The 12,716-nt window shown below is 38.3% G+C and carries 13 protein-coding genes and 1 riboswitch; of the genes, 3 read left to right on the forward strand and 10 right to left on the reverse strand.

The annotated features are described in order from the left end of the window. Positions 1-7: 7 nt before the first annotated feature. From OZX59_RS04260 to rbsK, 6 genes are all read right to left on the reverse strand, one after another. Entirely contained in the window at positions 8-748 is a 741-nt protein-coding gene (locus tag OZX59_RS04260; RefSeq protein ID WP_277126900.1) for an amino acid ABC transporter ATP-binding protein, read from the reverse strand. Between the two features lie 9 nt (positions 749-757). Beyond that, positions 758-1,432 carry an amino acid ABC transporter permease gene (locus OZX59_RS04265; RefSeq protein ID WP_277126901.1) on the reverse strand — a complete coding sequence of 225 codons (675 nt, stop codon included), beginning with the start codon at positions 1,430-1,432 and terminating at the stop codon, positions 758-760. After that, complete coding sequence (locus OZX59_RS04270; RefSeq protein ID WP_277126902.1) at positions 1,413-2,072, reverse strand: amino acid ABC transporter permease; 660 nt, start codon at positions 2,070-2,072, stop codon at positions 1,413-1,415. Before OZX59_RS04270 ends, OZX59_RS04265 begins: the two co-directional genes overlap by 20 nt. A 374-nt stretch (positions 2,073-2,446) precedes the next feature. Beyond that, on the reverse strand, positions 2,447-3,343 hold the full coding sequence (locus OZX59_RS04275; RefSeq protein WP_277126986.1) for a GRP family sugar transporter: 897 nt from the start codon (positions 3,341-3,343) through the stop codon (positions 2,447-2,449). A 21-nt stretch (positions 3,344-3,364) separates the two neighbouring features. Beyond that, the gene (rbsD, locus tag OZX59_RS04280; RefSeq protein ID WP_277126903.1) at positions 3,365-3,760 is read right to left on the reverse strand and encodes a D-ribose pyranase; all 396 of its coding nucleotides are present in this window, start codon (positions 3,758-3,760) and stop codon (positions 3,365-3,367) included. Positions 3,761-3,771: 11 nt separating this feature from the next. Continuing rightward, positions 3,772-4,689 (reverse strand): ribokinase, encoded by a 918-nt coding sequence (gene rbsK / locus OZX59_RS04285; protein WP_277126904.1) that lies wholly within the window; start codon positions 4,687-4,689, stop codon positions 3,772-3,774. 170 nt (positions 4,690-4,859) lie between these two features. Here rbsK and OZX59_RS04290 point away from each other — a divergent pair, with 170 nt between their 5' ends. Together OZX59_RS04290 and OZX59_RS04295 are read left to right on the forward strand one after the other, a co-directional pair. Further along, entirely contained in the window at positions 4,860-6,167 is a 1,308-nt protein-coding gene (locus OZX59_RS04290) for an amino acid permease (RefSeq protein WP_277126905.1), read from the forward strand. 144 nt (positions 6,168-6,311) lie between these two features. Then, positions 6,312-6,860, forward strand: coding sequence for an ECF transporter S component (locus OZX59_RS04295; RefSeq protein ID WP_277126906.1), 549 nt, complete (start codon positions 6,312-6,314; stop codon positions 6,858-6,860). A gap of 33 nt (positions 6,861-6,893) precedes the next feature. Here the strand turns inward: OZX59_RS04295 and mgtA are convergent, their stop codons facing one another. From mgtA to trpS, 4 genes are all read right to left on the reverse strand, one after another. Then, on the reverse strand, positions 6,894-9,584 hold the full coding sequence (gene mgtA, locus OZX59_RS04300) for a magnesium-translocating P-type ATPase (RefSeq protein WP_277126907.1): 2,691 nt from the start codon (positions 9,582-9,584) through the stop codon (positions 6,894-6,896). Positions 9,585-9,673: 89 nt separating this feature from the next. Beyond that, positions 9,674-9,837: riboswitch (M-box (ykoK) riboswitch) on the reverse strand. Between the two features lie 56 nt (positions 9,838-9,893). Further along, a complete protein-coding gene (locus tag OZX59_RS04305) occupies positions 9,894-10,496 on the reverse strand; it encodes a TPM domain-containing protein (protein WP_277126908.1) in 603 nt (200 codons plus the stop codon). Next, positions 10,483-10,962 carry a deaminase gene (locus tag OZX59_RS04310; protein WP_277126987.1) on the reverse strand — a complete coding sequence of 160 codons (480 nt, stop codon included), beginning with the start codon at positions 10,960-10,962 and terminating at the stop codon, positions 10,483-10,485. Before OZX59_RS04310 ends, OZX59_RS04305 begins: the two co-directional genes overlap by 14 nt. Positions 10,963-10,968: 6 nt before the next feature. Then, positions 10,969-11,988, reverse strand: coding sequence for a tryptophan--tRNA ligase (gene trpS / locus OZX59_RS04315; protein ID WP_277126909.1), 1,020 nt, complete (start codon positions 11,986-11,988; stop codon positions 10,969-10,971). A 94-nt stretch (positions 11,989-12,082) separates the two neighbouring features. Between trpS and OZX59_RS04320 the strand changes: the two genes are divergently transcribed. Then, positions 12,083-12,685: an SOS response-associated peptidase family protein gene (locus OZX59_RS04320; protein ID WP_277126910.1), complete on the forward strand. Its 603-nt coding sequence runs from the start codon at positions 12,083-12,085 to the stop codon at positions 12,683-12,685. The last annotated feature ends 31 nt before the right edge of the window (positions 12,686-12,716 follow it).

Below are 12,716 nucleotides of genomic sequence, written 5' to 3' on the forward strand. Positions count from 1 at the left end.
TTCTCCTTTAAAAATCCATACTAGTCAAAAAGTCCTGTGCACGCTTAGTTTGCGGTTTAGTGAAAAATTGTTTGCCGGAAGTACTTTCTACAATTTGACCAGACTCTAAAAATAACACCTGATCAGCTATTTGAGCAGCAAAGTTCATTTCATGCGTCACAATAATCATGGTCATGTGCTGCTTTTTAGCGAGATTGGTCATAATTTCTAGCACGCCACGCACCATTTCTGGGTCAAGCGACGCCGTAACTTCATCAAACAACATCATTTCTGGCTGCATTGCTAGAGCTCGCACAATCGCGATCCGTTGCTTTTGCCCACCAGACAATTCTCGCGGATAAGAAGCTGCGTACTCTGATAAACCAACTTGCTTTAATAATTGAGTTGCCCTTTTTTTAACTTCTGTTTCAGAACGTTTTTGTACTTTAACTGGAGCTAATAGAATATTGTCAAGAACAGTCAAGTTAGGGAATAGATCATAACTTTGAAAAACCATGCCAATCTTTTGGCGTAATGCTTGCCAATTTTGCTGTGTGGGCTGAATCTGTTGTCCTTTAAAATAAAGCTGGCCATCACTAAAGTCTTCCAGTCCATTCAGACAGCGCAAAAGTGTACTTTTGCCTGAACCAGATGGCCCAAGTAACGTCAACACTTCTCCTTCATTCAACGTAAAATTAATATCTTTTAATGCTTGCCAATCACCATAAAATTTATTCAAATGGTCAACACGTAAAATTTCTTCTGTCATTTATTTCACCTACTTTTGTTTAGCAGACAGGCGCTTGGCCCAAGCTGATAGTGGATAATCAATTGCAAAGTACAAAATAAAAATCAAACCATAAATCCAAAAGACTGCATTAGGATACCGTTGATTATTAGCTTCCATAATTTGCTGTCCAACCGCGATAACATCAATAATGCTGATCGTCATTAACAATGATGTGGTTTTAATCACTCGCGTAGCCAAATTAATTGTAGCCGGCAATTCCAATTTAGCAGCTTGTGGAAGTAAAACGTACCGAAATAGCTGTACCTGACTCAATCCCAAGGCAAGTCCAGATTCTTTTTGCGTTACTGGAACCGATTCAATGGCTCCTCGCACAATATCACTAAATTCGGCAGCTATCCATAAAGAAAAGGCAATCACTGCCATCCAGCTAGCTGGCCAGTTAATATGCAAAGAACGCGGTAAAATATAATATGCTAAATACAATAAAACAATTGTTGGTACAATTCGAAAGAATTCCAGGTATAGCCGTAAAATGAACCGAACTACTTTGTTTGGTAGCGTTCGTAAAATCCCAAAAATTGTCCCTAAGATCAAGCCAATAATTAAGCTAACTGCAGCAATCCAAACAGATGTCCACAATCCCTGCATCAGCCTTGCAAAGTTGTCACCGGCAAACAAAACATTAATCGCCGAATGTTCCATAACGAACTCTCCTTTCCCAATAATTAAGTAATAAGATTACCGGAATTAAAATAATCGCATAGGCAATTACCAATATTAGTAGATATTCATTTGACCGATAATACATACCGATTAAGTCAAGAGCGGTATTGGTTAATTCTGGAATAGCAATTACTGAAAAGATGGAAGTTTCTTTGATTAAAAAAATAATATTGGCCGTTAAAGCGGGCATGCTCAAAGCAAAGCCTTGTGGAAAAATAACATATCGAGCTAACTGAAACTGATTCATCCCCAAGGCTTTACCATCATCAATTTGATTGGAACTGACTCCACTAAAGCCGCCACTAAAGCCTTCAGCCATATAGCCACCGCCTAAAAAGATCAGTCCAATAATCCCACAAGTAGTTGCTTTCAATTTTAACCCCAACACTGGAAAAGCATAATACAAGAAGAACAATTGAATTAATAATGGCGTATTACGTGCTACTTCAACATAAACCGTTACAATTTGGTTTAAAATTGGCACTTTGAAATACTGGATTAAACTACTGATGACTCCAACAATTAGCGAACCCAAAATTCCAACTAAAGCTAGACCAATGGTTAATAAAAAGGCCTTACCAAAAATTGGTAAACTTTGCGCAATAATTTGCCAACTCATCTTTTACCCCCAATTCCTAATCAAACTACTGGCACTTATTTGCGTCCAGCTAACCGTTACTAAGAAAAAGAACTACGCGTCTATGTGACTTTGCGTAGTTCTTTCCTATTGTCAATAAAAAAGTAGAATACAACTACAGCACCAAATAGCAAACAGTTAATTTATTTAAACATTGAATTGGACAAGTTTGAAGCTGCATCGTAGATTATATTCCTTTCTTACTTATTATCTGTAAGTGTCTTATATGCTATGCTTTTACTTACTTTTTGTCAATCTTTTTATCCAAAGTATGAGCCAGTAATCTCACTTTTTTATGATAAAAAAATAGAAACTCTACAAGAAGTTTCTAAGTTTATTACTAATTTAAAGTCGTACTAAATAAATTCTGTCACCGCCGCAGCAATTAAGATGATTACTAAACCAATAATGGTAATTATCAGCTCTTTTTTAGTCTTTTTTTGTCCTAAGAACCAAATACCTGTTAAAGTTGCCAAGATAACTGAAGTCTGTGACAAAACGAAGCCAGTCGCTAAGCCATTCATATTGGGTTGTGCCGAAATTAGATAAGTCAAAGCAGCAAAAGCAAAAAAGAACCCAGCAAAAATTTGTTGATATGAAACTAACTCTTTAAATGGATTTTGCTTCGGATTTTTAAGAGAAACATAAATACCATAGCCAATCCCAGTTAAAAGCATCCCAATTGCTTGCGGTAAAAATGCATGTTGCCCATCAACGCGGGCTGCCTGCGGCGCAGCTGAATATAACCAATAACCAATTTCACCAAATAATAGCCAGATAACTGCTTTTTTAAGCAAATTCGTTTTTTGTGCTGTTTTATTTTCGCTCCAAACTGTCATATAAGCACCAATAATAATTGCTACTAATGCTAACCCACCGATAATTTTAGCTTTGACTCCGGGCCAATTTCCTAGGGCAATTACACCCCACAAAGAGGCCCCAAGTAATTGAAAGGCAGTGGTAATTGGCATGACCCTCGAAGAACCAACCAAGTTAAAGGACATGAAAGTGACAATTTGGGCACTAGCCCAGCCAATTCCAGAAATAATTGACAGAAATAATGAGCTTCCAGTTGGTAGTGAGTAACCACCAATCAAGGCAAACGCTAATCCAAAAATAAAGGTACCCAAGGTAGTTCCTAAAATTTGATTAGCTGGCTTACCACCAATTTTAGACGCAATAGTCGGAAACAATCCCCAACCAATCAATGGTCCTAGCCCAACTAGTAATGCAGTCGTATTTAATGTAGCTATTGGCAATGTTTGCTCCCCTTTTTAAAAAATCACGTTGCTTTCAAGCAAAATATTAGCATATGGGGTCATTTCACCAGTTCTAACAAATGCCTTACAATCACTCAGGCTGGCTTTTAACTCTTCGTGGGTAATAAACTCAATTGGCGTATCAGGCAGGCGTTCTTTAATACTAGCTAACATTTGTGGATTTTCCGATTTGATTTCGGTTGCTAGAAAAACGCGCTGAATTTCTAGTTCTTCTAGAACATTATTTAATACGTCCATAAAACTAGGTATGCCCTTAGTAACTGCCAAGTCGATTTTCTCGGTTTCCTGAGGAACAGGCGTTCCAGCATCACCAATAGCTAATTTATCAAAGTGCCCCATTGTAGCAATTACTCGTGATAAATTTGAATTAATAACTGCAGTTTTTTTCATTTGTTACCTTTCTATTTATTAACTTGTTCAATCTCAGCTTGATAAGGAATCGCCGGTTGTGCACCATAGCGGCTAACCGTCAGTGACGAAGCCTTGTTAGCAAACTTAATTGCAGCTGCCAAATTACTAAAATCGGGTTTAAGTACACTAACCATAGCGCCAATAAAAGTATCACCTGCAGCAGTGGTATCAACCGCCTTAACTTTAAAAGCTGGAACTAGTGCGCTTTGACCATTAATATCATAAAAAGCACCTTTTGAGCCAATAGTAATTACCACCGCAGCAATTCCTAAAGCATGCAACTTAGCAGCTGCTTTGCGAGCATCAGCTTCAGTTGTTACATGCACTCCAGTAATGGTTTCAACCTCTGTTTCATTAGGCGTAATCATATCCGTCAACTCAAGCAGTTCTACTGGAATCTGCGTCATTGCCGGAGCAGGATTTAAAATCGTTTTAGCACCAGCTTGACGTGCTAATTCAAACCCTTTAATAGTTGCCTCAACTGGCGTTTCAAATTGGGCTAGTACAAAATCACTGTTAGTAATCAAAGCACGATTTTGAGTTACTTCTGCGCTGCCAAAAGCAGCATTGGCACCTGCATAAATAATAATTGAATTCTGTCCTGCATCATCAACGCTGATAAAAGCTTGACCAGTTGATTCCTCCTTAACAACCTGAATGCCTGATGTATCAATTCCATCTTGTTTTAACAAATCCAGCATTTGCTCTCCGGGTGCATCATTTCCTACTGCACCAATAAAGCTAGTTTTACAGCCTGAACGTGCCGCAGCTACTGCTTGGTTTGCTCCCTTACCACCGGCTGCGCTGTAATGCTCTTTAGCATGGATTGTCTCCCCCGGCTTGGCCATTGCCTTAACCCGTAAATTAGTATCCAGATTAATACTGCCAATCACTGCAACTTTGTTCATCTGTATCTCCTTTATATCGTGTTATTTTTGTTTTCATTAAAAATGATAGCATACTTGGATTCGCTTTCAAACATATAGCGATTAACACCAATTTATCAGGAACAATTTTGTCTTTAGCTGCTTTTGGCATATAATGACAAAGATTATTTAATTAAGAGAGGTCACAAATCATGAAAAGACAATTAAATCTTTTTGCCGCCTTAGCTACCGTCATGGGTACCATGATTGGTGGGGGAGCATTTTTTAAAATTGCCAGTGTTTCTAGTCTAACCCATAATGCCTGGTTAAGTATTCTGGTCTGGCCACTAGCTGGTTTAATTGCACTCATGGCCGGCTTAAGTGTAGCGGAACTAGCCGCTAGCTTCCCAGAAGATGGTGGCGCCGTAAAATATTTAACTGTCATTTATGGACCCAAAATTGCTTTTCTGTTTGGCTGGTCACTAATTATTATTTATTATCCAGCTAATATTGCAGCACTTTCGATTGTCTTTGCAACTCAATTAAAACAGTTACCACATCTACAAGCTTTATCGACCACAAGCATTGCCTTACTAGTTATGCTCATCATCTTATTAATTAATTGGCTTGGCTCGAAATTAAGTAGTGGGGTGCAAAAATTAACTTTAATTATCAAATTATTACCTATTTTAGCAATCGGTATCTTCGCAATCTGGTCAAACCAAACCAATCAATTAGCTGGTGCACCAGGTCCTCAGATCACCTCAGCTACCAGTGCCTTTTCCTTTGGTCAGGCTCTACTTGCCGTATTGTTTGCCTATGATGGCTGGCTCAGTATCGGTAACTTAGCCAATGAAATTAAGAATCCAGCCAAGACATTGTCCAGAGCAATTACCTGGGGACTACTAGGTGTCAGCGTGATTTATACCTTACTTAATTGGGGCTTCATTAAAACTATTCCTTGGTCCAAAATCGTTGGCAATCAGGGAACTGCACTATTAGCTGCTCAAAAACTCTTTGGTAGTTTTGGCGGCCTTATGATTAGTTTAGGAATTCTAGTTTCAATTTTTGGTGCAATCAATGGTCATTTGATGGCTGGTTCAAGAATGCCTTATACCCTAGGTAAACAAAAAAAGCTGCCTCAAGCAGCCTTTTTTGCCAAATTGAATCCCAAAACCTTAGTACCAACTAATAGCATGCTTTTCGAATGTGCAATTGCAGTTATCATGATTTTTTCAGGAACCTTTGATAGTTTAACTGATATGTTGGTTTATGTTTCCTGGATTTTTTCCTTATTATTATTTATTGGTGTCTTTATCTTGCGCAAACGCGAACCTGATTTACTGCGTCCATACAAAATCCCCTTATATCCCTTGCCACCCATTCTAGCAATTATTGGTGCGATATTTATCATTATTAACACCACACTGACACAGCCTAAATTGGCATTGACTGGCATTTTATTAACTTTGACCGGTTGGCCAGTGTATAACTGGACTAATAAACATAATAGAGCCTAAATGAAATAACCTCCAATCTATCTTAATGACATGATTGAAGGTTATTTTTCGATAAAATGAATTTTTAACTAAAAAAAGATTAAGTATTTTATAAAAAGTACTATAATTAGTTCTAAAAATAATTAATTGCTTTAGGAGGACATTATGCGTAACCAAAAAAATTCTTTAACAGCTTTAACTATGACTGGAATGTTTGCGGCCATCATTTATATTGGCATTTGGATCTTACGATTTCCGATCCCGGCAATTGTTGGACGGCCATTTATTCACTTCGGCAATACGTTAACTGTAGTTGCAATCCTTTTTTTAGGTAGTCGCAATGGTATTATTGCTGGTCTAATTGGGCTTGGAGGCTTTGATATCTTAAATGGTTATGCTGCCACTTCATGGCTAACCATGATTCAAGTAATTATTCTTGGCCTAGTTGTTGATGGCTTATTTCGCTTAGCTAAATATCACGATACTAAGAAAAATATTACGATTATTGCGGTAGTTGCAGGAATTACCAAACTAATTACCAGTTATCTTGCTTCTATTGTTGAAGCACTAATGGTTGGTACTAGCTTCAAAGTAGCGATTATTTCCTCATTCTTTAGTCAAACTGCAACAGTCATCAACTCAATTTCCACAGCTATTATGGTACCAATCATCTACTTCTTTGTCCGTAAAATCTATCATTCTATCAAAAGATAGATTAACTAGCCATACATTTCTTAATCAAATAAGCTAAATTAAAAATTGTTCTTTCTTAAGATAGAAATGCTTTACCCAAGTTGTCAACAGAATATAAAAGATTAGTATCACTAATACGAACCATAAGAAACTTAAAGGTAGCTGGCCAAATTGTAACGGCTCTGCCAAGAATGAAAATGGAATAATCGTACCAATAACTCCCGCACCAAAAGTAGCTAGCGTAACCGGTGGCGTTGCATGCTGCTTAATAAACGGTAACCGGTGGTCACGCAAGGCGTGAATCACCATTTCTTGTGTCCACAAAGATACAATAAACCAGCCAGTGTGGAATAAGGCAATAAACGCTGTTTTTTGAGCTGGTGCAAGCGTGCTAAAGTTGCCTCCCACTAATTCAGGACAGATTACAAAATACAACATTCCGAAAGTGATAATATCAAAAACAGAAGAGGTTGGGCCAAAGTAAAACATAAATTTCGGTAGTTTTTTAGTTGACCAAGTTCGCGGCTGACTTAAGTAATCACTAGACATTGAGTCAAATGGCAATGACAAACAACTAGTCCCATATAGTAAGTCTAAAATTAATAGCTGTAAGGGTAACATCGGTAAGAATGGTAAGAATGATGAAGCTAGCAGCACTGATAGGATATTACCGAAGTTAGATGACAGAGTAATTTTAATATACTTCAGGGTATTGCCAAAGACTTTGCGTCCAATTCTTACGCCTTCTTCAAGCACATTCAAATCTTTGTGTAATAAAATGATATCGGCAGATTCCTTAGCAATATCCACTGCAGTATCAACCGAAACAGATACATCAGCTGCTTTCATGGCTGGTGCATCATTGATACCATCACCCATGTACCCAACGGTATGCCCATTTTCTTTCAATAAATTAATAATCCGAGTCTTATCTTCAGGTGATAATTTGACGAAGATATTGCATTCTTCCACCATCTTGGCTAGCTCTTCATGGCTTTTATCTACTAAATCACTGCCAGAATAAACGGTATCTACGTTCAATCCCACTTGCAAGCCAACCGTTCTAGTGACAGCTTCATTATCTCCAGTTAGGATTTTGACGGTAATACCGTCAGCTTTTAACCTTGCAAGTGCTGCCTTAGCACTTTCCTTAGGTGGGTCAAGAAAGGCTAAGAAGCCACACAAAATCAAATCATTCTCGTCAGTAACCGAAAATTCACCAACAGGTGCAGGATTATTTTTATAACCCAACATGATAATCCGCAAACCATCATCATTCATCTCGTTAACTTGAGCCATAATCTTGTCTCTTCGGGCAGCCGTTAACGGTAAAATCTGGCCATCTACTTCCACCTTGGTTGACACACCTAGCATTTCCTCTGCGGCGCCTTTAGTCACCAGCAAATGCTCACCATGTTTATGGTCAGAATTAGCCATTACCACACTCATTCTTCTTCTTGAAAAGTCAAACGGAATTTCATCGATTTTATAATAATCACGCTGAATTTCGTTGATGTCGAGCTCGTCTCCGGCTGCTTCAATGATTGCCTTATCGATCAGGTTTTTCATCCCAGTTTGATAATAAGAATTAAGGTAACTTAATTCCAAGATTTTTTTACTTTCATGCAAATTCAAATCATAGTGGCGTTCTAGAACCACCTTATCTTGTGTTAAAGTCCCAGTCTTATCGGTACACATCACATCTGCCGAGCCAAAATTTTGAATTGCATTCATCTTCTTGACAATTGTGCCATGCTTAGACATTTCAATTGACCCTTTAACTAAATTTGTAGTCACAATCACTGGCAACATTTCTGGAGTTAGACCCACTGCAGTAGCAATCGCAAAGACTAACGCATTTAGCCAATCTCCTTTGGTTAAACCATTAATTAAAAAAACCAGCGGAGCTATGACCAAGGTCATCGTAAGTAGTAACTTAGAAATACTCTTAATACCAGCATCAAAATTGGTATTCTTAACATCATTTTGGGAAATATCATGGGCCAATTTACCAAACATGGTGTCCGTCCCTATTGCAAAGACAACACCTAACCCAGACCCAGAAACAATAGTGGTCCCCTCGTACAAAATATTAGGGTAGTTTAAATAGTCATTATCTTGACCAATACTCGGCTTTTTACTAGCAATCTTTTCAACTGGATTAGATTCACCATTTAATGAACTCGATGAACAAAACAAGTCTTTACTAGATAGTAAGCGCATATCTGCCGGAACCATATCTCCTGCTCCAAGACGGATAACATCACCAACTACCACTTGACTGGTGGCAATCTCCTGCTCATTACCATCACGCACAGCAGCGGTCGTAACTGAAACTAATTTGAGTAAACTATTTACCGCATTAGAAGATTTAACATTTTGAACATAGCTAGTAATTCCAGAAATAAGTACCATTGTTACCATAATGATTACTGTACTTAGATCGCGATCTCCTTTGGGAGCAAACAGATAATCGCTGCATAACGACACAATTGCCAGTATCAATAAGATTAGCGTGAATGGTGTCACAAAAGCTTCAACTAAGAAACGTAACTTTGAATTCCCCTGTTTAGTGGTAATTTCATTAGAACCATATTCTTCACGATTTTTAGTCACCTGCTTACTAGATAAGCCATCACTGCTGGCATGCAGTCTAGCTAAAGTCTCAGAGCGGGATTCTTTTGCGATAGTCTGAACTAATTTTAAGTCCTTACCATTGCCTAAATCACCAGTTTTTCTTAACATTGTCATCACTCCTCATTTAGAATTTTCCAAATAAACCAAAAAGAGCCGCCTAAAACTGCGTTAGGCGACCCTTTAATTAAACAAGGTATCTTCATCACTCGTCGTTCAGTTTTAACACTACGTGACGTAAGCAATTGCTAGCCATCTGGATGTCGCCTTATGTCGACGACACCTATTTAACCCGTTGGCATCTCTGGATGTTTCTGGGCGATAGCGTATATTCACGTAGGAGTCTCACCTAACAGTTCATTTGTTTATTTAATTGACAATGTGAGTGTAATGCAAAAGCTACACATAAGTCAAACTTTTTTACTTGTTTTCTACATGAGAATGCTTTTTTAAAAATAATGCTAAGCCGCTAATCACTAGCACTAGCGCCAATGCAATCGGTAGCGCCATTCGGTGCGGATGCGTAATTTGCGCTCGTTCATCGTTAGTTAAATCATATTGATCTAACGCATATTGATATTCCTGATCAATTGTAGTGGCACAAGCCTTAAAGACAAAACGCAATCCTACGTTAAACTCTTTTTGATTATTGCTACGCAATTTTTCTGATTGTGAACGCAAAATATTGCCCCGCACATCAGCGCTAAATGCACTATGCAAATCTTTGCTCGAATAAATTTGTACGTTGCGCTTCTTTTTTTGCGAGCCAACTACAATAAAAACTGTTCGATGCAATTTATTCAAGTGCTTGGGAGTTAGATGCTCGATTCCTTTTTGCGTGCGCACCACGATCCGTGGCTGCTCACTAGTTTGAAAATACCGATCATTTTTCGCCCTAATTAATTTACTGGTTTTACGATCTAAAAGCTGACTGTTATCTTGAATATTAGCGTTAGTAAAAGCAGTGGTCATAACAAAAAAGCCCATAATGACACTAATTAAAGCCAGCTTAATTTTCAGCATCCTCCAATTTACGGGCCAATTGCTCCACGTACTTACGATCGATTTTAATTTGTTCATAGGGAACCCCACAATCTTCAAACAGTGCAATTGCTAACGGATTATCATGATAGTCAAAGTAATAATTAACCTTGGTAATTCCCGCTTGAACTAGTGCCTTGGCACAGTTATAGCAAGGAAAATGTGTTACATAGATTTCCGTATCAGCAGTTGATACACCATTTTTGGCACACTGAATTAACGAATTCATTTCTGAATGAATGGTACGTACGCAGTGACCATCTACTAACTGATGACCAGCATCATCACAATGTGGTTGTCCCGTTACAGAACCGTTATAACCAGTACCAATAATCCGGTTGTCTTTGACTAGTACATTGCCAACTAACGCACGATCACAAGTTGAACGTTGCGCAATGACTAATGCCTGCATCATAAAATATTGCTTCCAAGGAATTCGCGCCCGCATCATTGATTACCTCTCAAAATAATTTAGACCAATTGCTGAGCGTACTTGGTTCAAAGTTTCATTAGCAACTTCATTAGCCTTTTTGGAACCAGCAATTAACATATCATAGACTTCGGACGGATTTTGCTCATACTTAGCGCGGCGCTGCCGAATTGGCGCAAGCTCTTTTTCCAAGACCTGATATAAATACCGCTTAAGCTTAACATCCCCTAAGCCACCTTTTTGATAATCTGCCTTGAGCTCTGCTACCTGATCCTTATCAGGATCAAAGGCATCTAGATAAGTAAAAACTGTATTACCTGCAACTTTACCCGGATCTTCAACATGAACGTGGTCTGGATCCGTATACATTGACATAACTTTCTTTTCGACCGTTTTAGCATCATCAGACAAATAAATCGCATTATTCAGTGACTTCGACATCTTCGCGTTACCATCAAGTCCTGGCAATCGTCCTTGTCCTTTTTGCGGGAAATAGCCTTTAGGTTCAACTAATACGTCACAATCATAAACCCGATTAAAAGTACGCACAATTTCGCGTGCCTGCTCTAACATTGGCTCCTGATCATCACCAACTGGCACTGTATCGGCTTTAAAAGCAGTAATATCCGCAGCTTGTGAAACTGGATAGTTCAAAAAGCCAACTGGAATAGAATCGTTAAAGCCTTTTTGCTTAATTTCGGTTTTAACAGTTGGATTACGCTCTAGCCGACTAACCGTTACTAAGTCCATGTAGTAGGCTGTTAATTCAAACAAAGCAGGAATTTGCGATTGTACAAAAATCGTTGATACTTCTGGATTAATCCCAACAGCCAGATAGTCCATAGCCACTTCTAATAAGCTATTACGAATCTTTTCTGGATTACGCGCGTTATCTGTTAAAGCCTGGGTATCTGCAATCATAATATATGGATGATATTCACCAGAATTTTGTAATGCTACCCGATTTTTTAAAGATCCAAGATAGTGACCGATATGCAACTTACCAGTTGGCCGATCAGCTGTCAAAATAGTTTTTTTTGTCATTATTATTTGCCTTCTTTAACAAGTTAAATAGTTTTATGCTATGTTATACTTGATTTTACCAAAAATTAAGCGATGATTAAACTAGGAGAACAAAATGTGTAACCAATTCCAATTACCTAGCCTAAGCGCAATCAAAAAATATTTAGCAACCGATTTACATTTGCCCTTAGTAGAACCAGCTGCTACTTTACCGCAAAACCGGGCAATCTTTCCTAAAGATCAAGCACCAGTGCTAATCTATCAAAATCAGCAGCTACAACTAATTAGCAAATCTTGGGGCTATCCAAGTCCAATTAATCAACAAAAAGTGCTTTTTAATGCCAGAGTTGAACGCTTTTTTGAAAGTAAAGCTTCAATGTGGGATACTTCATTTGCTAAACAGCGTTGCCTAATCATTGCTGAACAATTTTTTGAGACTGGCAAACAAACTTACATTGCCAATCAAAGACGCTACCATGAACGTTTTAGTTTTCGTAATCCGGATGAACCATTGACATTGATTGCTGGAATTTATCAAGCTGATCGATTTGCCATGGTTACAACTAGCCCCAATGCAGTGATGTCCCCGATTCATGACCGCATGCCACTGGTAATCACACCTCAAGAATTACGCCAATGGTTATTTCAAAACTTTTCTTCGCTAGTAAATCGCAGCACAACTCCATTAGCAGCTAGCAAATTACCTAACAGAAACTAAAATTTAGTCTTGGTTTTAACATTAAAACATG

It is taken from the genome of Lactobacillus sp. ESL0681, from assembly GCF_029392835.1.
Lineage (GTDB): Bacteria > Bacillota > Bacilli > Lactobacillales > Lactobacillaceae > Lactobacillus.

Excerpts from the sequence above, each read along its gene's own strand:
- OZX59_RS04260 (WP_277126900.1), bottom strand. The coding sequence starts at position 748 with ATGACAGAAGAAATTTTACGTGTTGACCATTTGAATAAATTTTATGGT.
- OZX59_RS04265 (WP_277126901.1), bottom strand. The coding sequence starts at position 1,432 with ATGGAACATTCGGCGATTAATGTTTTGTTTGCCGGTGACAACTTTGCA.
- OZX59_RS04270 (WP_277126902.1), bottom strand. The coding sequence starts at position 2,072 with ATGAGTTGGCAAATTATTGCGCAAAGTTTACCAATTTTTGGTAAGGCC.
- rbsD (WP_277126903.1), bottom strand. The coding sequence starts at position 3,760 with ATGAAAAAAACTGCAGTTATTAATTCAAATTTATCACGAGTAATTGCT.
- rbsK (WP_277126904.1), bottom strand. The coding sequence starts at position 4,689 with ATGAACAAAGTTGCAGTGATTGGCAGTATTAATCTGGATACTAATTTA.
- OZX59_RS04290 (WP_277126905.1), top strand. The coding sequence starts at position 4,860 with ATGAAAAGACAATTAAATCTTTTTGCCGCCTTAGCTACCGTCATGGGT.
- OZX59_RS04295 (WP_277126906.1), top strand. The coding sequence starts at position 6,312 with ATGCGTAACCAAAAAAATTCTTTAACAGCTTTAACTATGACTGGAATG.
- mgtA (WP_277126907.1), bottom strand. The coding sequence starts at position 9,584 with ATGTTAAGAAAAACTGGTGATTTAGGCAATGGTAAGGACTTAAAATTA.
- OZX59_RS04305 (WP_277126908.1), bottom strand. The coding sequence starts at position 10,496 with ATGCTGAAAATTAAGCTGGCTTTAATTAGTGTCATTATGGGCTTTTTT.
- OZX59_RS04310 (WP_277126987.1), bottom strand. The coding sequence starts at position 10,962 with ATGCGGGCGCGAATTCCTTGGAAGCAATATTTTATGATGCAGGCATTA.
- trpS (WP_277126909.1), bottom strand. The coding sequence starts at position 11,988 with ATGACAAAAAAAACTATTTTGACAGCTGATCGGCCAACTGGTAAGTTG.
- OZX59_RS04320 (WP_277126910.1), top strand. The coding sequence starts at position 12,083 with ATGTGTAACCAATTCCAATTACCTAGCCTAAGCGCAATCAAAAAATAT.